A 26,810-nucleotide genomic window follows, 5' to 3' on the forward strand; every position below is an offset into this window, starting at 1 on the left:
GCACGCACGTGGTCAGGGTATCCGGCCGACGGGTCGGCTTGCGGGCCCATTCCGTATCGTGAGCCTCGACCGCAAGGGGGGAGCAACCGCGTGGCTCTATTCCGGACCCGTGCGCGGCGCATCGGCGGGGCCCTGACGGCCCCGGCCCGGGCGCTGCGCCACCGCTGGCGAGGCTGGTCCTGGTGGCGCAGGACGCTGCTGGTCATCGTACTGGCGGCGGCCGTGCCCGTCGCCGCGCTCGGCTCGCTGTTCGTCTCGATCCGACTCCACTACGTGGGTGAGCCCGCGGCCGAGGCCCGCACCAGGGGCCGGGATGCGCTCTGGCTCGGCCACGCCTGGGTGGACGGCCGCAGGACGGAGACCGACGTGGCCGGGCTGGTCCGGCAGCTGGCCGGCACCGGCATCCGCGACCTGTACGTGCACACCGGCCCGCTGGAGCACGACGGCTCGCTGCCGCCCGCCGTCCACCCGCGGGCCCGCTGGTTCACCGACACCGTGCACCGGGAGCTGCCGGGCGTGCGCCTGCAGAGCTGGCTGGGTGACGAGGTCGAGCCGGAGCGGGACGGCCTGGACCTGGAGGACGCGCCGACCCGGGACCGGGTCACCGCCTCCGCCCGCCAGGTGCTGGACCTCGGCTTCGACGGCGTGCACTTCGACATCGAGCCGATCCGCCCGGGCTCGCCCGGCTGGCTGGCCCTGCTCGACCAGGTCCGCCCGGTCACCGCGGCGCGCGGCGCCGAGCTCTCGGTGGCCGCCCCGCAGATCGACCCGGTCCCGGGCCTGCACACGGCCGGCATCCTGCTCACCGACCACGGCAAGTGGTGGGACCGGGACTACTTCGCCGCGACCGCCCGCCGCGTCGACCAGATCGCCGTGATGACCTACGACACCTCGATGCCGACCGAGCCGCTGTACGGCGGCTACGTCGCCCAGCAGACCGAGCTCGCCCTGCGGGCCACCCCGGCCGACGTCGACCTGCTGATCGGCCTGCCGTTCTTCTGGGAGGACAAGTGGGGCCACTGGGGTGACGCCGAGACCGTCGGGGCCGCCGTGCGCGGCGTCCGGCTGGGCCTGGGCCGGCAGGACGTGCGGCGGGCGAACTTCGGCGTCGCGCTGTACGTGGACTTCGCCTCGACGCCGGAGCACTGGGCGGCGTACCGCAGCGGCTGGGTGGAGGGGTAGGGTCCTACGCGGCCATCCGGTGGGCCAGGGCGCGCAGGTAGCGGTGGATGGCGGCGTCCTCGCCGGCCAGGTAGTGCGAGGCGGCCCGGTACAGCGGCCGGCGGACCTCGCCGCGCTCGGTAACGGTCAGCGAGCAGCCCGTCCCGGCCGGGGTCAGCAGGTACGTCCAGGTGCCGCCGTACGGCAGGTCCGGGTCGGCGATGCCGGTGACCAGCCGGTGCGGGGGCTCGCTCGCCACCACCTCGTACGTGGTGTGCCCGTGCCGGTCGTACTCGCGCCAGCGCGGCCGGCCGCCGGCCGCGGCGGGCAGCCGCTCGACGTGGGTGAGGCCCGGGCGCCAGGCCGGGTAGAGGTCGATGTCGGTCAGCACGTCCCAGACCGCGCCGGGCGGTTGGGAGAGTTCCAGGCCGCCCTCGGTGACGTGCTCGACCGGGAGCCGGCGCCCGGCCCGGTCCGCCGCCACCAGCGCGGCACCGGCCAACGCGGCCGCGCCCGCACTCGCACCCGCGCCGATCCACAGCCTTCGGTCCATCGGTCCGGCCCCTTCCGCCCGGCCCCCGCCCGTTCATCATCGCGCCGCCGGGCCGCGGCGGCACGCCGTCGCGCTGCGCCACCGGCCGGCCCCGGTCCGCGTCCGCGGCCTCGCCTGACGGTCCGTCAGGTCGGGCCGTCGCGATATCCGCTGGATCGGGGCGGCCGGCTCCCCCAGACTGTCCCGGTGCCCGGCCGCGGCGCGCATCAAAGCCCGTAGGCTGGGCAGGTAGGGACCATGGGGCGAGGCGTTCCATGGGAGACGAGAGGTTCGACAGTCGGCAGCCGGCCCGTCGGCGCCCCGGCAAACCAGCCGGGGCGGCACCAGGCCTGCCGCCGACCGGAGGGAGACGCTGGGTGATCGAGTTGGAAGATGTTCCCGAGTTGATCGACCCGGTGATGGTCTGCGCCTTCGAGGGCTGGAACGACGCGGGCGACGCCGCCTCCGCGGCCCTGGCACACCTGGACGAGACCTGGGGCGGCAAGGTGATCGCCGCCCTGGACGCGGAGGACTACTACGACTTCCAGGTCAACCGGCCCACGGTCTGGCTGGACGGCGGCATCCGCCGGATCACCTGGCCGACCACCCGGCTCTCGGTGATCCGGGTGACCGAGCCGGCCACCCGCGACGTCGTGCTGGTCCGCGGCATCGAGCCGAGCATGCGGTGGCGCTCGTTCTGCAACGAGCTGCTGGGCTTCGCGCACGAGCTGGGCATCGAGCTGGTGGTGATCCTGGGCGCGCTGCTCGGCGACACCCCGCACAGTCGCCCGGTGCCGGTCAGCGGGGTCACCTCCGACCCGGAGCTGGCCCGCCGGCTGGACTTGGAGGAGAGCCGCTACGAGGGCCCGACCGGCATCGTCGGCGTGCTCCAGGAGGCGTGCACGCACGCCGGGGTTCCGGCCGTGACGCTCTGGGCGGCGGTGCCGCACTACGTGTCGCAGCCGCCGAACCCCAAGGCCACGCTGGCGCTGATCAACAAGCTGGAGGACCTGCTGGACCTGCGCATCCCGCCGGGCGAGCTCGGCGAGGACGCCCGGGCCTGGCAGCTCGGTGTGGACCAGCTGGCCGCCGAGGACAGCGAGGTCGCCGAGTACGTCCAGCAGCTGGAGGAGGCGCAGGACACCGCGGAGCTGCCGGAGGCCTCCGGCGACGCCATCGCCCGCGAGTTCGAGCGCTACCTGCGCCGCCGGGAGAACGTCGGGCCGACCGGCGAGAAGCCGGTGGCAGGGCACGCCACGGCGGAGCGGCCGGCCGAGCCGGAGTCGCCGGGCTCGGCCCGGGACAGCCAGGACGGCGCCGAGGAGGAGTAGTCGACGGAACGCCGGAGGGGCGCCAGGACGAAAACGTCCTGGCGCCCCTCCGGCGTTCGCGGGTACGGACTACAGAGCGACGCCGAGCAGGGCGTCCACCGTGCGGGCCGCCAGGCCGGGCGCGCCGATGTCGGTGCCGCCGTCGGCTTCCTGCTGCCCCACCCAGCGGTCCACGGCGGCCAGTGCGGCGGGCGTGTCCAGGTCGTCGGCGAGCGCCGTACGGACCTCGGCGAGCAGCTGCGCGGCCGCCGGACCGTCCGGCCGGGAGACTGCGGCGCGCCAGCGGGCGAGGCGCTCGACGGCCTCGTCCAGGACGTCCTTGGTCCACTCCCAGTCGGCGCGGTAGTGGTGCGAGAGCAGCGCCAGGCGGATCGCCGCCGGGTCGACGCCCTCGCGGCGCAGCGCCGAGACGAAGACCAGGTTGCCGCGGGACTTGGACATCTTGTGGCCGTCCAGGGCGACCATGCCGGCGTGCACGTACGCCTGGGCGTACGGGTGGGTGCCGGTGGCGACCTGGGCGTGCGCGGCGCCCATCTCGTGGTGCGGGAAGGAGAGGTCGCTGCCGCCGCCCTGGATGTCGAAGGACATGCCGAGGTACTGCAGCGCGATGGCGACGCACTCGATGTGCCAGCCGGGTCGGCCGTGGCCGAGCTCGGTGTCCCACGCGGGCTCGCCCGGGCGGGCGGCCAGCCAGAGCAGGGCGTCCAGCGGGTTGCGCTTGCCGGGGCGGTCCGGGTCGCCGCCGCGCTCGGCGAAGAGTGGGCGCATGGCGTCGCGGGTGAGGCCGGAGACCTCGCCGAAGTGCGGGTCCGCGTCGACCGAGAAGTAGATGTCGCCGTCGACCCGGTAGGCGGCGCCGGAGGCCAGCAGCTTCTGGACGATCGGGACGATCCACGGGATCGACTCGACGGCACCGATGTAGTGGGCCGGCGGGAGCATCCGCAGCGCGGTCATGTCCTCGCGGAACAGGGCCGTCTCGCGCTCGGCCAGCGCGGTCCAGTCCTGGCCGGTTTCGACCGCGCGCTGCAGCAGCGGGTCGTCGACGTCGGTGACGTTCTGGATGTACAGGACGTCGTGGCCGGCGTCCTTCCAGACGCGCTGGACCAGGTCGAACGCGTTGTAGGTGGCGGCGTGGCCCAGGTGGGTCGCGTCGTAGGGGGTGATGCCGCAGACGTAGATCCGGCCGGTGCCGTCCTGCGGCACCACCTCCCGGACCGTGCCCGCTGCGGTGTCGTGGATACGAAGGGGGAGACCCTGACCAGGCAGGGCGGGAACCTCGGAGGCGGGCCAGGCATGCATGGAAACTACTTTAACCTTGCGAACATTTGAAAGCCTAACCAGTGCGCAAGATCGACTGGATTCGCTTCCTGTCGTTGCCTGACCGCTTTTCGACTGGTAATGCACCCGGTACGGACCGGGATTGCAGCCCCGGCCCGGGCAGGGTTGAGCACCCGGTCGGCCCTGCCGCCGACCGGGCGCCCGGCTCGCCGGGAAGCAGCGGTCGGAGCCGCTACGACCGCCGCCAGAGGGCCGGCACGTTCGGCGGCTCCCACCCGACCATGGCGGTGTGCGCCTGGAGGCAGGCGTAGGAGACGCCGGAGTAGGTGACGCGGTCTCCCGCGCGGTAGGCGGCGCCCGGGGTCCAGCTGCCGCTCGGCGGCGTGGTGGGGGTGGCGGTGGGCGTCGGGCTCGGCGTGCCGGGGGTCTGCGGCACGTCCAGCACGAAGTCGTAGCTCCCCTCGCGGATCGGGCCGTTCTGGCGCACGGCCATCAGCAGCCGGGCGTCGTAGATGCCGTCCGTGCTGTTGCGGGGCTCGCCCGGGAAGTACAGCTGGGTGGTGATGACCGGGCGGCCGGGGGCCTGGAGCTTGACGTGGAGGTGCCGGGTGCGGCCCGGGTAGAGGCCGGGCACGACGGTGTCCAGCTTGTACGCGCCGTTGGCGTCGGTGAACTGGTGGCCGCGGAAGGTGTAGCCGGTGTTGTCGTAGGCGCCGTTGTCGTCGGCCTGCCAGAAGTCCAGCAGCACGCCGGGGATCGGCCGGCAGGCGCGGCCGAAGACGTAGCCGCTGACGGCCAGCCGGGTGCCGGGGCCGTCGTCGACCATGGAACTGCGCAGCGGGGAGTCGGGTTTGAAGTACGGGCCCTCGGTCTGCTCGACCGTGGGGTCGTCCCCGTCGTGGCACTCTGGGGTGAGGTCGGGAGCGCGGCCGGTGCCGACCCGTTCGCGGGCCAGTGCGGCTCCGCCGCCGATCAGCAGCGGGGCGGCCCCGAGCGCGGCGGCGGCCTTCAGTACGGTCTTGCGGCTGATCATGCCGTCGGGCGTGGGCATGCGCCGTCTCCTTCTCGCGAGGCGGGGGGGTGGGGGTGGCCCTTGCCATGGTGGGGGCATGACAAGGGCCGAACCGGTCGCCGTCCGTGCGCGCCGGGCCGGCCACCGGTGGCCAGAAGCAAAACTACGGGCCGTCCGGAGCGACCGCGATGGACCCGATCCGGGGATCGTGGTGATTTCCGTCGACCTTCGCCCGGAACTCCCCCGGCGTCATCCCGGTCTCCCGCCGGAAGAACCGGCAGAAGTACGCCGGATCCACGAAGCCCGCCTCCTTCGCCACCTGACGGATGGTCAGGTCCGTACAGGCGAGCAGCCGTTTGGCCTCCAGGGTCTGCTGGCGGCGGATCAGTCCACCCGGGGTGCGGCCGGTGGCCCGCTTCACCAGGGTCTGCAAATGCCCCGGCGAGACGCCGAGTTCCTGGGCGGTGGAGGAAACCGAGTGCCGCACCCCGCCCGGCTCGGCGATCAACCGGGTGAAGGCCGCCGCCACTTCGGCCGGCCGGCCGGGCACCGCGGGGCGGTCGGGCGGGGCGCAGTCCCGCAACGCCCGGACGATCAGGATGTGCAGGCTGGCCCGCAGCACGCCCTGGTAGCCGGGCGCCCTGGTCCGGTACTCGTGCTCCATGTCGGCGAGCAGGGCGCCGACCGCGTCGGCCTGCTCGCCGAGCGCGAGGGCGGGGCGGGCGGCCAGGGCCCGCAGGGCGGCGAGGTCCTGCGGGTGGCCGAGCAGGAAGTCCTCGTTGAACAGCACGACCCGGCCGGTGAGGCCCTCGGCGTCCGCCCAGTAGTGCACCTGGCCGGGGGTGATCACGCACAACTGCGGTGGTGCCAGCGGCCGGTGGACCAGGTCCAGGACGTGGGCGCCGCGCCCGCCGGTGACGTGGACGATCTCGTGGAACGAGTGCCGGTGGGGGAAGCCCGCCCGGGAGAGCGGGCCGATCGTGTCGAAACTGCCGACGGCGAAGGGGAGCAGTTGGGGCAGCGGGACCTGCAGGCGGTGCAGGGGCAGGTCCGGCGCGGTTCGGGGGGCGGGGGTGGGAGTGGGGGTGGTCCGTCGCGCATCCATCGGAGCAGTGTGCGACCTGTCCCGGCAACAGGTCCAGACCATCAACTCGCCTGCTACACCGGCGGCCAGGGGATCGCGGGCCAGTCCGCGGAGGGCAGCGGGTGGCGGCCGGAGCCGCGCAGCCCGGCCACCCGGGCCCGGGTGGCGGCCAGCTCGGCCGCCGTCAGGTGCGGGGCGAGGCGCTCGGCCAACTCGCCGTCCAACTGCTCGGCCAGCCGGGCCAGCACGTCCAGCGCCTCGGCGGGCAGCGGGTCGCCGGCCCAGCCCCAGAGCAGGGTGCGCAGCTTGCCCTCGGTGTTGAAGGTGACGCCATGGTCGATGCCGTACACCCGGCCGTCGGCGGCCGGGATCAGGTGGCCGCCCTTGCGGTCGGCGTTGTTGAGCACCGCGTCCAGCACGGCGAGCCGGCGCAGCCACCGGTCGTCGTGGTGCACCAGCAGCGCGGTGCGCCCGCCCTCGACCTCGGCCCGGACGATCGGCAGCCAGCCCTCCTCGGGGCCGCGCGGATCCTGCAGCGCGAGCAGCGGCTCGGCCTGCGGGTCCGGCTCGACCCACAACTGCACCATGCCGGGCCCGTGCGGGCCCTCGCGCAGCACCGTGGGCGGGATCAGCGCCCAGCCGGTCGCGGCGGACAGCTCGTACGCGGCGACCTCGCGCCCCGCCAGCGTGCCGTCCGGAAAGTCCCAGAGCGGGCGCTCCCCGGCCACCGGCTTGTAGACGGCCTGTGCGCTCAGCGAGCCGTGCGCGACCGTGCAGTACAGGGCGGCGTTGGAGGCGTCGGTGAGCCGGCCGTGCACGGTCAGCTCGCCCTGGCGCAGCAGGGCGAGGGCGGTGGTCACGTCGGCGGCCAGCGCGGCGGCCGCCGCCGGGTCCGCCTGGGGCGTGGTGTCGGTGTTCAGCGCCGGTAGCCGTTCGCGCGCGGGCACAGGTGGCCCTCGGGGTCGAGCGGCAGGTTGCAGAACGGGCAGGGCTTGCGGCCGGCCGCGACCAGGTCCAGCGCGCGCTTGGCGAACACCCGGGCCATCGCGCCGGTCAGCCGCACCCGCAGCATGTCCGGGCCGCTGTCGTCGTCGGTGAAGACCACCGCGGCGGCCTCCTCGTCCTCTTCCTCCTCCTCGACCAGGGCCTGCGCCTCGACCACCAGGCAGGCGTCCACGCTGTCCCAGGCCAGGGCCATGGTGCCGACCCGGAACTCCTGCTCCAGCGGCAGGTCGAGCGGGGCGGTGTCGAGCAGGTCGGTCGGGGCGGCGGCCGGGATGGAGGCGTCGCCGCCGCTGCGCCGCAGCGCCTCGTCCAGGACCTCCTCGATCCGCTCGGCGAGCGCCGCGACCTGGGTCTTCTCCAGCAGCACGCTGGTGATCCGGCCCCGGGCGCTGGCCTGCAGGTAGAACGCCCTGGCGCCGGGCTGGCCGACGGTGCCGGCCACGAACCGTTCGGGCTGGTCGTAGAAGAAGACCTGACGGGGCACGCTCTCGCTCCGGATCGTGTCGGTCGGCGCGGATCCGCCGTGGGGGATCGCGGGTATTCGGACTCGTTAGTCACCCTACGACCTCCGGGCTCCGGCCGGGGAGCCGAGCCGACGGCCGCGGGCGGGACGGCCCCGGGGATCCCGGGCGGTGACGCCCGGGGCGGGGCCGGAGGCTCGGGCGGTGCCCTCAGGCGGTGCCGCCGACCACCGCGTCGCCGGCCGGGGTGGGCGGGGCCGTGCCGGTCCTCGGCACCAGCGAGGACAGGTCGCCGGTGTCGCCCATCCTCAGTACGAAGGGCCGCTGCGGGGTGTAGCGGATCGCGGTGACCGAGCAGGGCTCGACGCTGATCCGCTGGAAGTGGTCGAGGTGCAGGCCGAGCGCGTCGGCCACCACCGCCTTGATCACGTCCCCGTGCGAGCAGGCCACCCAGACCGCGTCCTCGCCGTGCTCGGCCGCGATCTTCCCGTTCCATTCGCGCACCGCGTCCACCGTGCGGTGGCTCAGCTCGCGCAGCGACTCACCGCCGGGGAAGGCCGCGGCGGCGGCGTGGTCCTGCACGGTGCGCCAGAGCGGCTCCTTGGCCAGCTCGGCCAGCGGCCGGCCGGTCCACTCGCCGTAGTGGCACTCCCCCAGCCGCTCGTCCTCGGCCGGCGGCCCCAGCTCGGGCCGGACGGCCAGCAGCGGCTCCAGCGTCTGGCGGCAGCGCTCCAGCGGGCTGCTGACGGCCTGCGCCAGCGGGATGCCGGCCAGGCGGCCGGCCAGCGCGGCGGCCTGCTCGCGCCCGGTGTCGTCGAGATCCACGCCGGGGGACCAACCGGCCAGGATCCCGGCGGTGTTCGCGGTCGAGCGGCCGTGACGGACGAGCAGCAGGGTGGGCATGGGGTTCACCCTACGACCTCCGGGCCCGGTCGCGGAGGCCGGATTTCCACCCGGCCTCGTGCCCGCCGGTTCCGGCCGGTGGGCCCGGCCGCGGGCCCGGGGCAACCCCCGGGCCCCCGGCCGGATCCACCCGGATCCATCCGGATCCGCCCCGGGTCCGTGCCTGACGGCCCCGATCGGGTGACAATGGCCCGCATGATCGTCCACTGCGCCGCCTACGCCGACGGCCACCGGATCGAGGCACCCGACGACCTGGCCGGTGCCCTCGCCGCCGCCCGCGCCGCCGGTCCGGACGGCTTCGTCTGGATAGGCCTCTTCGAGCCCACCGCCGAGGAACTCGACCGGGTCGGCCAGGTGTTCGCGCTGCACCCGCTGGCCGTCGAGGACGCCGTCAGCGCCCACCAGCGCCCCAAGGTCGAGGCCTACCAGGGCTCGCTGTTCGTCGCCCTGAAGACCCTCGGCTACGCCCCCGGCGCGCACGTCGCCACGGTCGGCGAGGTGATGGTCTTCCTCGGCCGCGACTTCGTGATGACCGTCCGGCACGGCGAGGACTCCCCGCTCGGCGAACTGCGGGCCCGGCTGGAGCAGGAGCCCGAACTGCTGCGCTACGGGCCCAGTTCGGTGCTGCACTCCGTCGCCGACACCATCGTGGACGGCTACATGGAGGTGGCCACCGCGCTGCAGACCGACCTGGACGAGCTGGAGGCGGACATCTTCGCCCCCGGCCGGGTCGGCCGCGACACCGCCGGGCGGATCTACGGCTACAAGCGCCAGGTGATGTCCGTGCGCCGGGCCACCGGCCCGCTGCTGGAGCCGATGCTGACACTGGAGCGCGGCGCCCGCTTCGTGCGCCCCGAGACGGCGCCCTACCTGCGGGACGTCGCCGACCACCTGGCCCGGGTGAACGACCAGGTGGACGGCATGGACCGGCTGCTGTCCGACATCCTCAACGCCAACCTGGCGCAGGTCAGCGTGCAGCAGAACAACGACATGCGGAAGATCTCGGCCTGGGCGGCGCTGGCCGCCGTGCCGACGATGATCGCGGGCATCTACGGGATGAACTTCGACGACATGCCCGAGCTGCACCAGCCCTGGGGGTACCCGGCGGTGCTGGTGCTGATGGCCGCGGTCTGCGTGGTGCTGCATCGGGTGTTCAAGCGGCACGACTGGCTGTAGTGCCCCTCTTCCCCGCGGTTCACGCGAGGCCGGCGCGCTCCAGGGCCTCGACGCCCGTGCGCAGCGCCCGGATCCGCTCGTCCAGGGTGAACCCGGCCGGGGCCAGGGTGAGCGTGCTGACGCCCGCGTCGGCGTAGGCCTGCATCCGGTCGGCGATCCGGGCGGTGTCGCCGATCAGCGAGGTGGCGTCGACCAGGTCGTGCGGGACGGCGGCCGCGGCGCCCGCGTAGTCCTTGGCCAGGTACTTCTCCTGGATCTCGTCGGCGGCCTGCTCGTAGCCCATCCGTCGGGTTAGCTGGTTGTAGAAGTTCTTCTCCTTGCTGCCCATACCGCCGATGTAGAGCGCGGCGTACGAGCGCAGGGCGTCGACCCCGGCCTCGATGTCCTCGCCGACCGCGAGGTTCACCGTCGGGCACAGGTCGAAGCCGTCCAGCGTCCTCCCGGCCTTGGCGCGGCCGGCCGTCAGCGGGTCGAGGGAGAGCGCGGCGTGCTCGGGCGAGAAGAAGATGCCGAGCCAGCCGTCGGCGATCTCGCCGGTCAGCTCCAGGTTCTTCGGGCCGATCGCGGCGATGTACAGCGGGATGTGCTCGCGCACCGGGTGCACGGTGAGCTTGATCGGCTTGCCGGGGCCGCCGGGCAGCGGCAGCGTCCAGTGCGCGCCCTCGTGGACGAGGCGCTCGCGGGACATCGCCTTGCGGATGATCTCCACGTACTCGCGGGTGCGGGCGAGCGGCTTGTCGAACTTCACGCCGTACCAGCCCTCGGAGACCTGCGGGCCGGAGACGCCGAGGCCGAGGCGGAAGCGGCCACCGGAGAGGGTGTCCAGGGTCGCCGCGGTCATCGCGGTCATCGCCGGGGTACGGGCCGGGATCTGGAAGATGGCCGAGCCGACGTCGATCCGTTCGGTCTTCGCGGCGACGTAGCTGAGCACGGTCGCGGCGTCCGAGCCGTAGGCCTCCGCCGCCCAGCAGACCGCGTAGCCGAGCCGGTCCGCCTCCTGGGCCACGGCGATGTTGTCGGCGTCCATGCCGAGTCCCCAGTAGCCGAGGTTGATCCCGAGTCGCATCTGCCGCACCTTCCAGTGGGATTGGGGTCGGGGCGAGGGTAACCGCGCCCGCGCCGGACATGCTACTGACCGGTAGCAGTGGGCTGGGTCACACGGCCCCGCCGCCACACTGCCGCAGCCGGAGCGCAGTCGGACTCCCCCGTTCCCGGCCGCGGCGGTCACCGTCCGCCGCCGGTGATCGTTCTGCGGGTCTGCACCCCAGTCCGCGCACCGGCCGCTACGCTCAGCCGACGTGGGGAGCGCACTCCCCACCTGCGCGTTCACAGGGGCTCCCGAGGCGCCGGGGGCCACCGGCCAGTGGAGGGCCCGTCCGATGGAAAAGCGTCACCTGGGCCGTACCGGCCTGCAGGTCTCCCGGCTCGGCCTCGGCACCATGACCTGGGGCCGCGACACCGACGAGCGCGAGGCAGCCGAGCTGCTCAAGGAGTTCGTCGACGCCGGCGGCAACCTGGTCGACACCGCCGACGTGTACGCCGACGGCGGCGCCGAGTACCTGATCTCCCGGCTCACCGACAACCTGGTCCCCCGCTCCGACCTCGTCATCGCCACCAAGGCCGGCAGCGTCCCCGAGTCCGCCCGCCGCTTCGACGGCTCGCGCGGCCACCTGCTCACCGCCCTGGACGCCTCCCTGCACCGCCTCGGCACCGACTACGTCGACCTCTGGCAGGTGTACGCCTTCGACCCGACGACCCCCGTCGAGGAGACGCTCAGCGCCCTCGACATCGCCGTCTCCTCCGGACGCGCCCGCTATGTCGGGATCTGCGACTTCAGCGGCTGGCAGACCGCCAAGGCCGCCACCTGGCAGCGCGCCCACCACGGACGGGTGCCCCTGGCCGGCGCACAGCTGGAGTACTCACTGCTGCAGCGCGGGATCGAACGCGAGGCACTGCCCGCCGCCGTCGACGCCGAAATCGGCGTGCTGGCCCGCTCGCCGCTCGGGCGCGGGGTACTCACCGGCAAGTACCGGCACGGCGTACCGCAGGACTCGCGCGGCGCCTCGCCCTACCTGTCCGGATTCGTCCAGCCGTACCTCGGGGAGCGCTCCCGGCGGATCGTCGACGCCCTCGCCACCGCCGCCGACGGGCTCGCCAGCAGCCCGCTGGCAGTCGCGCTGGCCTGGGTCCGGGACCGGCCCGGCGTGGCGAGTGCCCTGGTCGGGGCGCGGACGGTGGCACAGCTGCAGGCGGCGTTGTCGGTGGAGGCGCTTACGCTACCGGGTGAGATCCGCGGTGCGCTGGACGACGTCTCGTCGCCGGTGCACCGCTACCCGGACCAGGGGTGGACCGAGCTGTGACGGCCCGGCCGGATCGTCGAGCAGAACGCGCAGTGGAGTGACCTTGGAGCGGACGATGAGTGACACGGGGGCCGGCGCTCCGGAGGAGACCGGCGGGGCTCAGCTGACTCCGGCGGAAAAGGCGGCGGCGGAAAAGGCGGCCAAGATCGCGGAGCTGCGGAAGGGCATGCTCAGCACCAGGCCGCAGGGGTTGGGAGGCGCTAAGCCGGAGGGGCCGCGGGCTCCGGCGTCGACTCCGGCTCCGGCTCCGGCGTCGGCGTCGGCGTCGACTCCGGCTCAGCGGGCGGCGGAGCCGAGCGAGCAGGCCACCCCGACTGCTGCTCCGGCAGCCACCCCCGCCGTCCCGATCACCCCTGCCGTACCTGCCCCGCCCGCCGCCGCGGCACCGGGCGGGCCGAGCGGCGACGCCCTCCAGCAGACCATCGAGGTGCTGACCGCGGGCGGTGCGCCCGCCGAGCTGGCGGCCGCCGCCGTGGCCGAGTTCGGCGACGACGCCGCCCAGCGGCTGCGCGACGACCCGTGGGCCGTGCTGGGCCTGCCCGGCGTCCGCCCCGAGCACGCCGACCGCTTCGCCCGCGAGCTGCTCGGCCCCGAGGCCGAGCCGGCCGACGAGCGCCGCGGCCGGGCGCTGGTGCTGTGGGTGCTGGAGCAGGCGGCGCTGCGCGGGCACTCCGCCCTGGAACTGGCCGAGGTGACCGCCGGGCTCGACCGGCTCCGGATGCCGGACCCGGTCGCCGCCGTCCAGGCCGCCATCGAGGACGGCCGGGTGCTGCCCGCCCAGGAGGAGCTGACCGGGGCCGAGGCGCACGCGGCGGGCGGCGAGGACGACGAGCCGCCGACCCGGACGCTGCTCGCACTGGAACGGTTCGCGATGGCGGAGAACATCCTCGCCGAGGGCCTGCTCCAGCTGATGGCGACCTTCGTGCCGGGCGAGGATGCCGACCCGGAGGATGCCGACCCGGAGGAGGTCGACGCGGAGGAGGTCGACGCGGAGGGCCCCGGTACGGACGACGCCGACGCCGACACCACGGACACCGAGGAGAACAAGGGCGAGGCGGAGCGCAGCGGCGCGGAAGCCGCCGAGCCCGAGGCCACCGACTCCGCTCCTCCCGCTCCCGCCGCCCCCGGCCCCGCCGCGTGGGCGGCCGCCGCCGAAGCCGCGCCCTCGTCCTCCGCGAAGGCCCTGATCCAGGCGGTCGCCGACAGCGCCCTGGTGCTGCACACCGGCGGCGAGGCGGCCCGCGCCGAGGCGGCCGCGCTGCTCGTCGCCGCCCGTGGCCTCGGGCTGCGGGCCTGGGCCGCCACGTGGACCGACCAGGGCCGGGCGTCCTTCGCCGCACTCACCGGCGCCGGGGCCGCCGCGGGCGCCGACGCCGGGTCCGGGGCCTACGTGGTCACCCTCGCCGAGCTGCTGTCCGGCGCCACCGGCCCCGGCCGCGCCCCGGACGGCTCGCTCGCCCTGGACCTGCTGATCGTCCTGGACGCCCCGCTGCTCGACGTCGAGCTGGCCGCGACCGTCCTGGAATCCCTCGCCGACGGCACCCGGCTGGTGCTCAGCGGCGATCCGGGCCAGCTCTGGTCGGCCGCCCCCGGCCGCTTCTTCGCCGACCTGCTGGCCGCCAAGGTCTGCCCGGCCGTCGCCTCCCGCACCCCGGACTTCGGCCCGATCGGCGAGCTGGTCTCCGGCGTCGGCATCGGCGAGCTCCAGCCGGTCGAGGCGCCGGACAAGGAGGTGGTCATCCTCACCGTCAAGGACAGCGGCGAGGCCGTCCACCGCGCCGTCCAGCTGCTCACCGACTCCATCCCGCGCGCCCTCGGCATCCCCGCCGAGCAGGTGGTGCTGCTCACCCCGGGCCACGGCGGCGCGGCCGGCACCCGGGCCCTGAACGCCGCCGCCAAGGCCCGGCTCAACCCGGGCCCCGGCCGGTTCGCCGGCTTCGACCCGGGCGACCGGGTGGTCGACTCGCCCGCGCCCGGCCTCACCCGCCCGGCCCGGGTGCTGGACGGCGACGCGACCGGCCTGCACCTGGAGTACGCGGACGGATCGCGCCGGACCGTCCCGCCCGCCGAGGCCGCCCGGCTGCGGCACGGCTGGGCGTTGACGGTCCACCAGGCGCTCGGCCGCCGCTGGCCGGGTGCGGTGGTCGTGCTGCCGGAGGACGCCGCCGCGGCGCTCACCCGGCAGTGGGTCTACACCGCCTTCGGGCGGGGCGAGCGGCACCTGTCCGTCGTGCACGCTGCGGGCCCGGCACTCGCCCAGGCCGTCGCCGAGCGCCCGGCGCAGCCGCGTACCACCCGGCTGCGGGCGATCCTCGCCGAGAATGGCGCCTCGGTGTCCTGAGCCGAGGGCGCGCGCCCGCCGGTGAGCCGGGGCGCGCCCCGGCTCACCGGCACCTGCCGCACCCGCCGCCCCGGACATGCCGACGGGCGGGCCCCGATGCTCGTGGGCCCGCCCGTCGCGTCGTCGTTCAGTCGTCCGGGTCCTCGTCGTCGTAGACCTCGCTGACGTCGAACCGGCAGATCAGCAGCTGCGGGTCGGCGTGCTCGAAGGGCTCCGGCAGCCACTCCCCCGGCTCGGTCGGCTCGGTCGCCGCGACCCAGAGCGTCGAGTCCCCCTCCTCCAGGCCGAACTCCTCGCTGCGGGCGGCGATCTCGTCCGGCTCGTACTCGCCGAACAGCACGCCGACCGCGGCGTTCACCCCGCCCCCGCCCCCGCCCCCGTCGGCGCCGCCCGGCGTCAGCGACTCGTCGAGCCGCTCGGCCTGGGCGCGCAGCCGCTTGGGATCGACGATGTGGTAGTCGCGGCGGATCAACACGCTGATCGCCTCGGGCTGTTCGGGGCCGTGGTACCCGCCGGGGCCCTCGTCCCCGGGGATCTCGAAGGGGGTGACCTCGTCGTAGGCCTCGTACAGGAGCTGGTCGTAGGCGATGGCCGCCGTCGCGAGCTGCTCGTAGGCGGCGGACACGGCGGGATCATCGGCTGCGTTGGGGCTTGACACCGCTTCCAGATGACGGTCGATGGCGGCCTTGACCGCCTCAGCGGCGGCGCGTACCTCGGCAATGGTGGGCTGCGCGGCATCAGACATGGTGCAGACGCTATCTCCCCGCGGTGTCGGTACGCACAGCGGTTGTCACCTACACCCGCGATTTCACCGCAACTTCCCCCCTGATGTCCGATCTGCCCGACTATGTCACCCTGCGACACCGGCGCAGGACGGGCGCAGAGGGCGTGCGGCGGGCCCGGCGGGGCCCTCCGGGCACCGCTTCGCGCGCCGGGATCGGGGTATCCCGTCCACAGGGGCAGGAGAACTGATCCACTGTCAGTCGACCGCCCCGGCCGGCACCCCCGGACCCGCCGCTTCCGCGCGGGAGGACGGCCGGAAATACCCGGGCCGACCGTCCGGGGCAGGCCGTAGGCTTGCCCGCAGGTGATCCCCAGGAGGAGCGTCTTGACCCCACGGAAGCCGGTCCGGCAGCCGGAGTACGAGTACCAGTCGCTGCGCATGCCGCGCGGCACCACGCGCAACGCGGCCAGCCAACTGCTCACCGAGCACGCCGAGTACGGGCACTGGGAGCTCGACCGGCTGCGGCTGTTCCCCGACGGCAGTCGGACGGTCCGGCTGAAGCGGAGGATCATCCGCCAGGTCCGGAACTGGTGACGGTCAGGGCGCTGCGCCCCGACCGGGGACTCGCACAAGGCCTCCGCGCACCCGCGGCCGCCCGGTCATCCGGCGGCCGCGGGTGCGTCGTTTCCACGGCGGGTGCGCGTGGCGCGCCCGAGGGAGGCGCGGCCCTACCGGCTCAGCGTGCTCCGGCCCGGGCGCGGCGGTAGAGCACGCCACCGCCGAGCAGCAGCGCGAGGCCGGCCGCGCCGAGCATCTCGACACCGCCGGCGCCGGTGGAGGCCAGCTGGCTGTCCGCGGCGACGGGCGCGGTGGTACGGGCGGCGGCCGGGACGGCCTGGGCGCTCGGGCTGCCGCCGGTCGCCGGCGCGGCGGGGGCTCCGGTGACGGGGCCGCCGGTGCGCGGGATGCCCGGGTTGGTCTCGCCGCCGGTCTGCGGCGGGGTCGGGTGGCTGCTCTCGGGGCAGTCGTCGCTCGGCTTCGGGGCGGGCGCGGGCTGCGCGACGTTGCCGCAGTCGTTGCCGAAGGCCGGGTTCACGGCGCCGATCACGTTGACGGAGTTGCCACAGGCGTTGACCGGGATGTGCACCGGGGCCTGGACGCTGTTGCCGGAGGCCACCCCGGGCGAGTTGGCGGCGGTACCGGAGGCGGAGGAGCCCGAGGCGGTGGTGCCCCGGCTCGCCCCGGAGTCCGAACTCGCGCTGCCGCCCTTGCCCGACTGGCTGCCGTTGCCGGACTGGCCGCCCTGGCCCGGCTGGCCGCCGCGACCGGACTGCCCCGGCTGGGGCGCCGCGTGGCGGCCGCCACTCGCGTTGGCGCAGTGGTTGCCGTAGGCCGGGTTCAGCACGCCGATCACGTCGACCGTGTTGCCGCAGGCGTTGATCGGCACCTCGACCGGCACCTGCACCGAGTTGCCCGAGGCGACGCCCGGTGACCCCACGGCACCCCCCTGTGCCTCCGCGCCCGCGTAGGCGTAGCCGGCGGTCGAGGCCAGCACACTGCCGGTGGCCACGGCCGTGAGGATCCCCTTCTTGGCTACATTCCTCATATTTTCCCCTGACATTTCGAGACGACGTATCGACCTTTGGCATGAACCTTGCGAAAGTCGGAATTTCTACCTATCCGTAAATCACGCAAAGTCTTCGGCTGCACAGGAGTTAACGAGAAGCCAACGGCGAGGTTGAGCCGAACGACCCAGCTTCACTCGATCGAGCGATCGTGTCCGGTTCCACGTATCCGGCCCGGGCATCGGCAGGACGCGGCGACCCACCGGGGAGTCCCCGACACACGAAGACTCCGACACGCGAAGACCCCGGCACGCGAAGACTCCGACACGCGAAGACCCCGGCACGCGAAGACCCCGGCACGCGAAGACCCCGGCACGCGAAGACCCCCGGTGCGGCGCGTCCGCCGCCCGGGGGTCGGGTCGAATCCGCTCAACGGGCCTCAGCGGCCCGGAGGTGGACTCAGACGTTGGCGCAGTGGTTGCCGAACGCCGGGTTCAGCACGCCGATCACGCTGACGGTGTTGCCGCACGCGTTGACCGGGATGTGCACCGGGATCTGGATCTGGTTGCCCGAGACGACACCCGGGGAGCCGGCGGCCAGACCCTCGGCAGCCGCACCGCCGTGAGCGGATGCGACACCGGCGGCGGCGAGCACCAGGCCACCGGTGGCGGCGGCGACAGCGGCGATCTTCTTGACCTTCATCATTCCTCCTGTATGAACAACGCAACCCGTTCGGCGGGCTGCACAGGGATGAACGACGCTGCGGCAAACGGGGTACGGAACAGATTTATCATTCACCCGCAACGGTGAGGTCTCGCACACATACTCGGCCAGTAATTCCCGGAAGAATCGTTTCTGTTGATCTCCCCGGGCCCGTCCCACAATCATCAACTCGGACAATGCGCTCGGCCCGCTCCCGGCACCCGGGAACGGGCCGACCCAGCCACCCGACCAGCGAACGCGATCAGCAGGCGTCGATGAACCGGTCCAGGACCCGGACGCCGAACTTCAGGCCGTCCACCGGCACCCGCTCGTCCACGCCGTGGAACATCCCGGCGAAGTCCAGCTCCGGCGGCAGCTGCAGCGGCGCGAAGCCGAAGCAGCGGATCCCCAGGTCCTGGAAGGACTTGGCGTCCGTCCCGCCCGACAGGCAGTACGGCACCGCGCGGGCGATCGGGTCCTCGGCGCGCAGCGCGGTCTGCATCGCCTCCACCAGGGCCCCGTCGAAGCCGGTCTCGATCGCCTTGTCCGCGTGCAGGCTCTCGCGCTTCACGCGCGGGCCGAGCACGCTGTCCAGCTCGGCCAGGAACTCCTCCTCGTAGCCGGGCAGGAAGCGCCCGTCCACGTGTGCGGTGGCCTGTCCGGGGATCACGTTCACCTTGTAACCCGCGCCGAGCATGGTCGGCTGGGCGGTGTTGCGCAGCGTGGTGCCGATCATCTTGGCGATGCCGCCGAGGACGCGCAGCGTCTCGTCCATGTTCTCCGGGTCCAGCTCGACCCCGAGCGCGTCCGACAGCTCGTCCAGGAACGCCCGGACGGTCTTGGTGATCCGCAGCGGGAACTGGTGCCGGCCGAGCCGGGCGACCGCCTCGCACAGCTCGGTGATCGCGTTGTCGTCGTTCTCCATCGAACCGTGCCCGGCCCGGCCCTCGACCGTCAGGCGCATCCAGTGCATGCCCTTCTCGGCCGTCTCCACCAGGTAGAGGCGGACCTGGTCGTTGACGGTGAAGGAGAAGCCGCCGACCTCGCCGATCGCCTCGGTCACGCCCTCGAACAGCCCCGGGTGCTTGTCCACCAGGAAGCGCGCCCCGAACGTGCCGCCGGCCTCCTCGTCGGCGAGGAAGGCCAGCACGATGTCGCGCGGAGGCTTGCGCCCGGTGCGCAGCCGGTCGCGGATGACGGCCAGGGTCATCGCGTCCATGTCCTTCATGTCGACCGCGCCGCGCCCCCAGACGCAGCCGTCGGCGATCTCGCCGCCGAACGGGTCGTACGTCCAGTCCGCGGCGTTGGCCGGCACCACGTCGGTGTGCCCGTGGATCAGCAGGCCCGGGCGGGAACGGTCCTCGCCCTCGATCCGCACCACCGTCGAGGCCCGGCCCTTGGCCGACTCGAAGATCTTCGGCTCGAGCCCGAACTCGGCGAGCTGCTCGGCCACGTACTCGGCCGCCTTGCGCTCACCCGGCCCGGACCCGTCGCCGTAGTTGCTGGTGTCGATCCTGATCAGATCGCGACAGATCCCGGCGACCTCCGACTCAGCCGTCACCTTCGGCGCCGCCGACCCGCTCCGCTCGCTCACGGTCACTCCTCGTCTCTGGCCCGCACCGACGCACCAGCGCGCCACCCCCAGGACCTGCACCCGGGCCGTACGAGCACGTCCGCCCATCCTCCCCCAGCCCCCGACCCGGATCCACCCCCCGCACGCCCTCGAAACCCCCTGGTCACGCCCCCGCCACACACCACCCCTTGCCCCCGCCACCACCCCCTCCCCCGCCCGGAGCCGTTTTGGGAGCCCAAGCCGATCTTTGCTACAGTTACATCTGTCAGCGCGACGGGCGAGAGATCGAACAGCCGCGAGGACGACACCTGGTCCGGGTGGCGGAATGGCAGACGCGCTAGCTTGAGGTGCTAGTGCCCTTTATCGGGCGTGGGGGTTCAAGTCCCCCCTCGGACACCGGCTAAGACCCCAGTTGATCTGGGGTCTTTTGCGTTCCGGGCTGCGGCGCGATCGTCCGCGCGACCAACAGACCTAGAGATTGCCTGGTCAGACCAGGGATGAGAGGCCAATCCGGCTGGCCTCGAAGCGGCCAGCCTCTTGGCTCCCTCGGCAACGACGGCGACCGTAGCGGGCCATCGTGTAGCCCGGCGAGTGGTGTCGGGCATTCGCGGAGACCTCTACCGGGGTTCTCGTGATTGTCGAGATCGTTCATGATCTTCGATCCTCGCCAGTCGTGCAGCCGGAAGTTCTCCGGCAGGCGCAGCCGGTTCCGGGCCGTGCGCCAGCGGGCGGACACCTTCTCCGGGCCCCGTGGTCCACCGGTCACGAGTGCCACAGACCCCGGAGTTTCGGTCTGTGGGGGCGTCATCCCTTGACGTTAGGAAGGCGCGGCCTCCGGGGGATGACGCCCCGCCCGGGTCACCAGGTCTTGCCGGCCTGCTCCCGGACCGTGCGGTTGATCCGGTTGAAGAAGTTGGTCAGCGCGATCTCCAGGGCGATCGCGCCCAGTTGCTCCTCGCTGAAGTGGTCGGCGGCGGCGTCCCAGATCTCGTCGGTCACGCCCGGTGCGCCGTCCTGGAGCCGGGTGGCGGCCTCGGTCAGGGCGAGGGCCGCCCGCTCCTCGTCGGTGTAGAAGGGCGTCTCGCGCCACGCGACCACGTTGTGCAGCCGCTCCTCCGTCTCACCGGCCTTCTTCGCCGACTGGATCGTGGCGAAGACGCAGGGGCTGCAGCCGTTGATCTGGCTGGTGCGCAGGTGGACCAGGGACAGCAGGTGCTTGTCGACGCCCCCGGCGTGAATCGCCTTGTAGAGGTGCTGGATTGCTGTGATCACGTCGGGATTGGCCGGGCTTGTCATGCGTGCTTCCATCGGTCTTGCTCCTTCATCGGTGGTTCATCGGTTACCTGCGCCCCTTCGGGCCCGTCATCACCCATGACGGAGCAGAGCCGAGGAAGGTAACAACATGTCCGACACCAGCCCGACGGACCCGATAGCCGGGGCCTTCGAGGCCCAGCGCGACCGGCTGCGCGCGGTCGCCCACCGCATGCTCGGATCGCACGCCGACGCCGAGGACGTGGTCCAGGAGGCCTGGCTGCGGCTCTCCCGCCAGGACCCGGCGACCATCCACAACCTCGCCGGCTGGCTGACCACGGTGGTCGGCCGGATCAGCCTCGATGTCCTGCGATCGCGCCAGGCCCGCCCGGAGGCGTCCTACGACGACAGCCTGTCCGAGCTCGTGGTGACGCTCGACGACAGTCCTGCTCCCGAGGACGACGCGGTGCTCGCCGACTCGGTCGGGCTCGCGCTCCTCGTCGTCCTGGAGTCGCTCGGGCCGAGTGAGCGGCTGGCGTTCGTGCTGCACGACCTGTTCGCGGTGCCGTTCGGCGAGATCGGCCAGATCCTCGGCAAGTCCACCGCCGCCACCAAGATGCTCGCCAGCCGCGCCCGCAGGAAGGTGCAGACGATGGAGCGGCCGACCGATGTCGGACGGGAGCAGCGCGATGTGGTCCGGGCCTTCCTGGCGGCGGCTCGCCGTGGCGACTTCGAGGAGTTGCTGCGGGTACTCGACCCCGAGGTCGAACTGACCGTCGACACCCCGTCCGGCGTGGTCGTCACCCTCGGCGCCACCAAGGTCGCAGCCGGCGCGCACCTGTCCGCCAGCGCAGCCACGCAGGGGCGTCCGGTGCTTGTCAACGGCCTCCCGGGGATCATTTCCTGGCGCGAGGACGGCACCCCGCTCTCGGTCCTCGCGTTCACTGTCGTTGACGGCCGGATCACCGACATCACGGTCGTGATCGACCCGGCCAAGCTCGCGCTGATGGACCTGCCGGATCCGGAGTGAGTCCCTGTCGAGGCAGTCGCCGCCAAGCGGCCAAGGTCTGTGGATCATTGACCTGTTTCAGGCTGCGGGGGCTTCGGGTCGTTCGACGAGGTGGCCGCGTTCGAAGCGGGCCCCGGTGCGGATGAGGGGGACGAGGTGGGGTGCGTTCACGGCTCGCCAGCGGGCCTGGGCGGACTCGACGAGCTTGAACACCATCGCCAGGGCGGCGGCGCGGGAGCCGGCCCCCTTGGTGACCTTCGTTCGTAGCCTGACCGTCGCGAAGGTCGACTCGATGGGGTTCGTGGTCCGCAGGTGGATCCAGTGCTCGGCAGGGAAGTCGGTCGGACCGGGCTCCTCTATTTCCTGTCTCCTACACGGGTTTCCGGCGCTCCGTACGGTGGCAGGCGCCGGTGGGGCGTGCTGGGCCGCGGCGGTCGGCCTCGGAGTGCCTCGCCGGTGATGAATGCCGTCACCGTGGAGACGATCAGCAGCGGCATCGCGTTCGCCGCCTCGCTGCCGAGGAGGGCGGCGGCGAGGACGGCGCTGGTCACCGGTAGGCGGGTGACGGCGGCGCTGGAGGCGGACAGTCCGACGGCCAGGGCGGGTGCGGTGCCGAAGCCGGGCAGCGGTGCGCAGGCCACGGCGAGGGCGGCGCCGAGGAGGATCGCCGGGAAGATCGCCCCGCCGCGCAGGCTGCCGAGCGCGATCGACCAGCCGAGTCCCTTGCAGAGGAGGAGGGCGAGCAGCGCGCCGATCGGCCAGGCGGCCGGGTCGGCGGCGAGCGCGCCCAGGGTGGCCTGGCCGGAGAGCGCGGCCTCCTCCGGGGAGCGGCCGGTGAGCAGGGCGTACGCGGCGAGGCAGCCGCCGACCGCGACCGCGCACAACACCGTGCGGACGGCGGTCCGCCGGGCGGGGCCCGCCGCGGTGTAGGCCTTCACCCGCCGGCCGAGCGTCTGCCCGGTCACGCAGACCAGGGCGATCGCGGCGGCCAGCGGGACGCCCCACAGGAAGTCGCCGGGGTCGGGGACGGCGCTCTTCGGGAGGTGCGGCAGCGAGAGGGCGCCGATCGACAGTCCGGTCCAGTGGCCGAAGCCGGTGAAGACCAGCGCGCCGATCCCGCCGGCGAGCAGGCTGGGGAGGATCAGCGCGGTCAGCTGGGGGCCGCCCAGGCCGGCCGCCTCGATCAGCATCACGCCCGCGACCAAGGGGCTGCCGAAGATGGTCGAGATCGCCGCCGCCGCACCGGCTGTGCCCAACACCGGTACCAGCTGCGGCTGTTCGGCCCTCCTGGCGGACCGGACGGCGAGCAGGGCGAGGCCGCCGCCGAGTGCCATCAGCGGCGCCTCCGGGCCGAGCACCGCGCCGAGCGGCAGGCAGGCGAGCGCGGCGAGGACCACCCCGGGGACGGCGGCGGGCGGGGTGGGCGGGCCGCCGAGCCCGTCCACCGGGACGTGGCCGCCGCGGCCGGGCAGCCGGGTGACGACCGGGGCCAGCAGCAGACCGGCCAGCAGCAGTGCGGGCAGCGGCCACCACCAGGGGGCGCGGCCGTAGCCGGCGGCCCGCGGCAGGCTCTCCCAGACCCAGTGCTGGAGTTCGTGCTCCAGGCCGACGAAGCCGAAGGCGGCGAGCGAGACCGGGACACCGACCACTGCGGAGATCAGCAGCAGGCCGAGGTAGCCCTTGTGCAGCAGCACCTCGTGCAGGGTCGGACCGCCGTCCTGCTGTCGGGGCGTTCCCGGCATGGCCGCTCCTTCGCGCTGCCCGGGCTGCCCGCTGCTGCCCCGGAGGCCCCGTCCTGCGACCGAGTCTCGCCCGGGGCCGGGGGCTCCGCACGGCGCGCGGGCCGCCAACCGGGCCGACGGCGTGCGCAGTTGCGCCGTACGGGTGAGCCGGTGTGCGGGCCGGTGAGCCGGGGTGCGGACCGGCGAGCCGGCCGGTTCAGGCCTGGCGGGCGTCCGCGCCCAGGGCGCTCTCGATGCCCTGCACCATCCGCCACAGCGGCGCCCGGCGGCTGGCGACCAGGACCACCACCTCGTCGGACTCGCCTTCGGCGGCGGTCTCGGCCGGGCGGTCGCTCCAGGTGTCGGTGACGAACGCCATCGCCGCGTCCACCTCGGCCACCCAGTCGCTCTCCCCGCCCGTGCGCAGCCAGGTCCGCAGGGCGTGGTTGTGCGCGGCGACGACGGCCGCGGCGATCACGTCCGCCCGCAGCGGGCCGTCCGGGCGGTCGTCGAAGCGGCCGCGCAGGTACGCGGCGAGGGTGTGCTCGTAGCGCCAGACCACCGACAGCTCGTAGGCCCGCAGGCCCGGCACCTTGCGGGTGAGCCGGTAACGCTGGACGGAGAAGGCGGGCTGCTCGGCGTACATCCGCAGGACCAGGCGGGCGGCGTCGCAGGCGTGCTTGACCGGGTCCTCCTCGCCGGTGCCGGAGTCCAGGAACTCCGTCATCTCGGCGAGGCTGCGCTCGTGGTCGGGGAAGACCACGTCCTCCTTGGCCGGGAAGTAGCGGAAGAAGGAGCGCCGGCCGACGCCGGCCAGCGAGACGATGTCGTCGACGGTGGTCTGCTCGAAGCCGCGCTCCAGGAAGAGCTCGAAGGCCGCGGCCACCAGCGCCTCGCGCATGGCGGGTTTGGCGGGCCCGTCGTTCATGGGCAGGTCCTGCTCTTCCTTCTCGCTCATTCTCCGCAACCTAACACCGGCGTGCCGGGTGGGCGGCGGCCGGACCGCTCTGTGGGACCGGCCGCCGGTGCCGCCGGTGTCGGCGGGTCGGGGGCGGGGTTACGGCAGGTTGCGGGCCATGACGATGCGCTGGATCTGGTTGGTGCCCTCGTAGATCTGCGTGATCTTCGCGTCCCGCATCATCCGCTCCACCGGGTAGTCCCGCGTGTACCCGTAACCACCCAGCAACTGCACCGCGTCCGTGGTCACCTCCATCGCCACGTCCGACGCGAAGCACTTCGCCGCCGCACCGAAGAACGTCAGATCCCCGTCGCCGCGCTGCGACTTCGCCGCCGCCACGTACGTCATCTGCCGCGCCGCCTCCAGCTTCATCGCCATGTCCGCCAACATGAACTGCACACCCTGGAACTCCGCGATCGCCTTCCCGAACTGCTTGCGCTCCTGGACGTAGCCCTTGGCGTAGTCCAGCGCCCCCTGCGCGATGCCGACCGCCTGCGCCGCGATCGTCACCCGGGTGTGGTCCAACGTCTTCATCGCCGTCGCGAAACCCGTACCCTCCGCACCGATCATCCGGTCCGCCGGGATCCGCACGTTGTCGAAGTACACCTCACGCGTGGGCGAACCCTTGATCCCCAGCTTCTTCTCCGGCGCACCGAAGGACACCCCCTCGTCGCCCTTCTCCACGACGAACGCCGAGATCCCCTTCGAGCGCAGCGACGGATCCGTCACCGCCATCACCGTGTAGAACTCGGACACCCCGGCGTTGGTGATCCACCGCTTCACACCGTTGAGCACCCAGAAGTCCCCGTCCCGGACCGCCCGGGTCTTCATCCCCGCCGCGTCCGAACCCGCCTCCGGCTCCGACAGGCAGTACGAGAACATCCCCTCGCCCCGGGCCAGCGCCCCCAGGTACTTCGCCTTCAGCTCCTGCGAACCCGACAGCTGCACCGGCAGCGACCCCAGCTTGTTCACCGCCGGAATCAGCGACGAGGAGCCGCACACCCGTGCGACCTCCTCGATCACGATCACCGTCGCCAGAGCGTCCGCACCCGCACCGCCGAACTCCTCCGGTACGTGCACCGCATGCAGCTCACTGCCCCGCAGCGCCTCCAACGCCTCCTGCGGGAAGCGCCCCTGCTCGTCCACCTCCGCCGCGAACGGAGCGATCTTCGCCTCGGCCAGCGAACGCACCGCCTCACGAAGCATCTGGTGCTCCTCGGAGATACGGAAGAGATCGAAGTCCTGGCTCATGATCGCCACTCCTGTTTCACGACGGTACTCAGTACCCTTCATTATGCACGCGCGCGGCAAAAAGGGAACTCAGTGCCTTCCCTTGGCGGTACTGAGTTCCCTATCCTTTTCGTGCCGAACTTCTGCCGAACTTCTGCCGAACGAGCCGGTCCGAGCGCAGGGAGATGACACCGTGGTCCACTCAGCCATCGATGCCGACACCCGTGGCACGACGCTGTACTTCCAGCGCTGCATGTGGTGCAACAACCCGACCTTCCAGCGGCTGCTCTGCCCCACCTGCGGCTCCACCGACCTGAGGCTGGAGCCGAGTGAGGGCACCGGCGTGGTCCGGCGCTGCGCGGTGGAGCAGGCCAGGACACCGTTGGTCCGTCAGAAGTCGCTGATCCGGATGGCGGAGGGCTTCGACGTCTGGTGCATCGTGGACGGGCTGCGCAGCACCGTTCCGGTCGGCACCCGGGTGCGGCTGCTCCCCTCCGCCGACTCCGACCAGCCGGAGCTGCGGCTGCTGCCGATGGAGGAGCCGCAGCCGGTGCAGGAGGCCGAGCCGCGGCCACTGCCGCCCTCCCAGGGCGGTTTCACCCAGCACCTCGCGGCCTTCGCGGAGTGACCCGGCAGCGTGGACGAACGCCGGAGGGCGTGGCACCGAGTACCCGGTGCCACGCCCTCCGCAGTTTTCCGCCGGATCAGGCCTTGCGGGCCTTCACCTCGGCGGTGAGCTGCGGCAGCACCTCGAAGAGGTCGCCGACCACGCCGTAGTCGACCAGCTCGAAGATCGGGGCCTCCGGGTCCTTGTTGACGGCCACGATCGTCTTCGACGTCTGCATGCCCGCCCGGTGCTGGATCGCGCCGGAGATGCCGTTGGCCAGGTACAGCTGGGGAGAGACCTGCTTGCCGGTCTGCCCGACCTGGCTGCTGTGCGGGTACCAGCCAGCGTCGACGGCCGCACGCGAGGCGCCGACAGCCGCACCCAGCGCGTCCGCGAGCTCCTCGACCACGCCGAAGCCCTCCGCCGCACCGACGCCACGCCCACCGGAGACCACGATGGCGGCCTCGGTCAGCTCCGGGCGGCCGCTGGACACCCGCGGGGTACGCGAGGTGACCTTGGCGGCGTTGCCGGTGAACTCCACCGACACGTTCTCCACCGCACCGGCGGCCGGCGCGGCCTCCGGGGCGACGGCGTTCGGCTTGACGGTGATGACCGGCACGCCGTTGCTGACCCGCGAGTCGACGGTGTACGAGGCGGCGAACACCGACTGGGTCGCGATCGGGCCCTGGTCGCCCGCGCGGAGGTCCACCGCGTCGGTGATGATGCCGGAGCCGATCCGCAGTGCGACGCGGGCGGCGACCTCCTTGCCTTCGCCGGACGAGGTGACCAGCACGGCCGCCACGTCGTTGGCCTTGGCGATCTGCGC

The 26,810-nt window shown here is 73.2% G+C and carries 25 protein-coding genes, 1 tRNA gene and 1 pseudogene; 9 read left to right on the top strand and 18 right to left on the bottom strand.

Translation table 11 applies throughout. The features are described 5' to 3' along the window. Nucleotides 1–90: 90 nt before the first annotated feature. On the top strand, nt 91–1,182 hold the full coding sequence (locus AC0B61_RS27890; protein WP_471743757.1) for a glycoside hydrolase family 18 protein: 1,092 nt from the start codon (nt 91–93) through the stop codon (nt 1,180–1,182). Nucleotides 1,183–1,186: 4 nt separating this feature from the next. Here AC0B61_RS27890 and AC0B61_RS27895 read toward each other — a convergent pair whose 3' ends face one another. Beyond that, a complete protein-coding gene (locus tag AC0B61_RS27895; protein WP_471743759.1) occupies nt 1,187–1,714 on the bottom strand; it encodes an SRPBCC family protein in 528 nt (175 codons plus the stop codon). A 356-nt stretch (nt 1,715–2,070) separates the two neighbouring features. On the opposite strand from AC0B61_RS27895, the gene AC0B61_RS27900 reads away from it, so the two are divergent. Further along, a complete protein-coding gene (locus AC0B61_RS27900; protein ID WP_471743761.1) occupies nt 2,071–3,024 on the top strand; it encodes a PAC2 family protein in 954 nt (317 codons plus the stop codon). Nucleotides 3,025–3,093: 69 nt separating this feature from the next. On the opposite strand, the gene mshC is transcribed toward AC0B61_RS27900, so the two are convergent. The 6 genes from mshC to AC0B61_RS27930 form a co-directional block, all read right to left on the bottom strand. Beyond that, nucleotides 3,094–4,323 carry a cysteine--1-D-myo-inosityl 2-amino-2-deoxy-alpha-D-glucopyranoside ligase gene (mshC, locus tag AC0B61_RS27905; RefSeq protein ID WP_471743762.1) on the bottom strand — a complete coding sequence of 410 codons (1,230 nt, stop codon included), beginning with the start codon at nt 4,321–4,323 and terminating at the stop codon, nt 3,094–3,096. A gap of 211 nt (nt 4,324–4,534) precedes the next feature. Continuing rightward, a complete protein-coding gene (locus AC0B61_RS27910) occupies nt 4,535–5,353 on the bottom strand; it encodes a dioxygenase family protein (protein ID WP_471743764.1) in 819 nt (272 codons plus the stop codon). A gap of 124 nt (nt 5,354–5,477) precedes the next feature. Continuing rightward, nucleotides 5,478–6,419, bottom strand: coding sequence for a helix-turn-helix transcriptional regulator (locus AC0B61_RS27915; RefSeq protein ID WP_471743766.1), 942 nt, complete (start codon nt 6,417–6,419; stop codon nt 5,478–5,480). A 53-nt stretch (nt 6,420–6,472) separates the two neighbouring features. After that, the gene (locus tag AC0B61_RS27920; RefSeq protein ID WP_471743768.1) at nt 6,473–7,345 is read right to left on the bottom strand and encodes an SCO1664 family protein; all 873 of its coding nucleotides are present in this window, start codon (nt 7,343–7,345) and stop codon (nt 6,473–6,475) included. Then, nucleotides 7,315–7,887 carry a DUF3090 domain-containing protein gene (locus AC0B61_RS27925; RefSeq protein WP_471743770.1) on the bottom strand — a complete coding sequence of 191 codons (573 nt, stop codon included), beginning with the start codon at nt 7,885–7,887 and terminating at the stop codon, nt 7,315–7,317. Before AC0B61_RS27925 ends, AC0B61_RS27920 begins: the two co-directional genes overlap by 31 nt. 187 nt (nt 7,888–8,074) lie before the next feature. Next, nucleotides 8,075–8,767, bottom strand: coding sequence for a histidine phosphatase family protein (locus AC0B61_RS27930; RefSeq protein ID WP_471743772.1), 693 nt, complete (start codon nt 8,765–8,767; stop codon nt 8,075–8,077). Nucleotides 8,768–8,962: 195 nt separating this feature from the next. Between AC0B61_RS27930 and AC0B61_RS27935 the strand changes: the two genes are divergently transcribed. Then, nucleotides 8,963–9,943 (top strand): magnesium and cobalt transport protein CorA, encoded by a 981-nt coding sequence (locus AC0B61_RS27935; RefSeq protein ID WP_471743774.1) that lies wholly within the window; start codon nt 8,963–8,965, stop codon nt 9,941–9,943. 19 nt (nt 9,944–9,962) lie between these two features. On the opposite strand, the gene AC0B61_RS27940 is transcribed toward AC0B61_RS27935, so the two are convergent. After that, nucleotides 9,963–11,009, bottom strand: coding sequence for an LLM class F420-dependent oxidoreductase (locus AC0B61_RS27940; RefSeq protein ID WP_471743775.1), 1,047 nt, complete (start codon nt 11,007–11,009; stop codon nt 9,963–9,965). Between the two features lie 313 nt (nt 11,010–11,322). On the opposite strand from AC0B61_RS27940, the gene AC0B61_RS27945 reads away from it, so the two are divergent. Together AC0B61_RS27945 and AC0B61_RS27950 are read left to right on the top strand one after the other, a co-directional pair. Next, the gene (locus AC0B61_RS27945; protein ID WP_471743777.1) at nt 11,323–12,303 is read left to right on the top strand and encodes an aldo/keto reductase; all 981 of its coding nucleotides are present in this window, start codon (nt 11,323–11,325) and stop codon (nt 12,301–12,303) included. 55 nt (nt 12,304–12,358) lie between these two features. Further along, entirely contained in the window at nt 12,359–14,644 is a 2,286-nt protein-coding gene (locus AC0B61_RS27950) for a helix-hairpin-helix domain-containing protein (RefSeq protein WP_471743779.1), read from the top strand. A 127-nt stretch (nt 14,645–14,771) separates the two neighbouring features. On the opposite strand, the gene AC0B61_RS27955 is transcribed toward AC0B61_RS27950, so the two are convergent. Then, entirely contained in the window at nt 14,772–15,389 is a 618-nt protein-coding gene (locus AC0B61_RS27955) for a hypothetical protein (RefSeq protein WP_471743781.1), read from the bottom strand. Between the two features lie 363 nt (nt 15,390–15,752). Between AC0B61_RS27955 and AC0B61_RS27960 the strand changes: the two genes are divergently transcribed. Next, nucleotides 15,753–15,962: a DUF5703 family protein gene (locus tag AC0B61_RS27960; protein ID WP_471743783.1), complete on the top strand. Its 210-nt coding sequence runs from the start codon at nt 15,753–15,755 to the stop codon at nt 15,960–15,962. Nucleotides 15,963–16,104: 142 nt separating this feature from the next. Here AC0B61_RS27960 and AC0B61_RS27965 read toward each other — a convergent pair whose 3' ends face one another. The 3 genes from AC0B61_RS27965 to AC0B61_RS27975 form a co-directional block, all read right to left on the bottom strand. Next, a complete protein-coding gene (locus tag AC0B61_RS27965; RefSeq protein WP_471743785.1) occupies nt 16,105–16,938 on the bottom strand; it encodes a chaplin in 834 nt (277 codons plus the stop codon). A 454-nt stretch (nt 16,939–17,392) separates the two neighbouring features. Then, nucleotides 17,393–17,635: a chaplin gene (locus AC0B61_RS27970; protein WP_471743787.1), complete on the bottom strand. Its 243-nt coding sequence runs from the start codon at nt 17,633–17,635 to the stop codon at nt 17,393–17,395. 262 nt (nt 17,636–17,897) lie between these two features. After that, on the bottom strand, nt 17,898–19,229 hold the full coding sequence (locus tag AC0B61_RS27975) for a M20/M25/M40 family metallo-hydrolase (protein WP_471743789.1): 1,332 nt from the start codon (nt 19,227–19,229) through the stop codon (nt 17,898–17,900). 290 nt (nt 19,230–19,519) lie between these two features. On the opposite strand from AC0B61_RS27975, the gene AC0B61_RS27980 reads away from it, so the two are divergent. Beyond that, nucleotides 19,520–19,604 (top strand) — tRNA-Leu (locus AC0B61_RS27980). A 462-nt stretch (nt 19,605–20,066) separates the two neighbouring features. Here the strand turns inward: AC0B61_RS27980 and AC0B61_RS27985 are convergent. Then, nucleotides 20,067–20,516, bottom strand: a complete 450-nt coding sequence (locus tag AC0B61_RS27985; protein WP_471743791.1) for a carboxymuconolactone decarboxylase family protein — start codon at nt 20,514–20,516, stop codon at nt 20,067–20,069. Nucleotides 20,517–20,610: 94 nt separating this feature from the next. Between AC0B61_RS27985 and AC0B61_RS27990 the strand changes: the two genes are divergently transcribed. Beyond that, nucleotides 20,611–21,489, top strand: coding sequence for a sigma-70 family RNA polymerase sigma factor (locus AC0B61_RS27990; protein ID WP_471743793.1), 879 nt, complete (start codon nt 20,611–20,613; stop codon nt 21,487–21,489). A 57-nt stretch (nt 21,490–21,546) separates the two neighbouring features. Here the strand turns inward: AC0B61_RS27990 and AC0B61_RS27995 are convergent. From AC0B61_RS27995 to AC0B61_RS28010, 4 genes and pseudogenes are all read right to left on the bottom strand, one after another. Continuing rightward, nucleotides 21,547–21,804 (bottom strand): annotated as a pseudogene (locus AC0B61_RS27995) (IS256 family transposase); the annotation flags it as partial. A 20-nt stretch (nt 21,805–21,824) separates the two neighbouring features. Continuing rightward, nucleotides 21,825–23,210 (bottom strand): chloride channel protein, encoded by a 1,386-nt coding sequence (locus tag AC0B61_RS28000; RefSeq protein WP_471743795.1) that lies wholly within the window; start codon nt 23,208–23,210, stop codon nt 21,825–21,827. A gap of 196 nt (nt 23,211–23,406) precedes the next feature. After that, nucleotides 23,407–24,147 carry a TetR family transcriptional regulator gene (locus AC0B61_RS28005; RefSeq protein WP_471743797.1) on the bottom strand — a complete coding sequence of 247 codons (741 nt, stop codon included), beginning with the start codon at nt 24,145–24,147 and terminating at the stop codon, nt 23,407–23,409. A 99-nt stretch (nt 24,148–24,246) separates the two neighbouring features. Continuing rightward, nucleotides 24,247–25,398: an acyl-CoA dehydrogenase family protein gene (locus AC0B61_RS28010; protein ID WP_471743799.1), complete on the bottom strand. Its 1,152-nt coding sequence runs from the start codon at nt 25,396–25,398 to the stop codon at nt 24,247–24,249. Between the two features lie 172 nt (nt 25,399–25,570). Here AC0B61_RS28010 and AC0B61_RS28015 point away from each other — a divergent pair, with 172 nt between their 5' ends. Further along, nucleotides 25,571–26,005 (top strand): PhlB family protein, encoded by a 435-nt coding sequence (locus AC0B61_RS28015; RefSeq protein WP_471743801.1) that lies wholly within the window; start codon nt 25,571–25,573, stop codon nt 26,003–26,005. 76 nt (nt 26,006–26,081) lie between these two features. Here the strand turns inward: AC0B61_RS28015 and AC0B61_RS28020 are convergent. Continuing rightward, nucleotides 26,082–26,810: electron transfer flavoprotein subunit alpha/FixB family protein (locus AC0B61_RS28020; RefSeq protein ID WP_471743803.1), on the bottom strand; the 729-nt coding region annotated here is incomplete at its 5' end.

This window comes from Kitasatospora sp. NPDC023385, assembly GCF_055664045.1.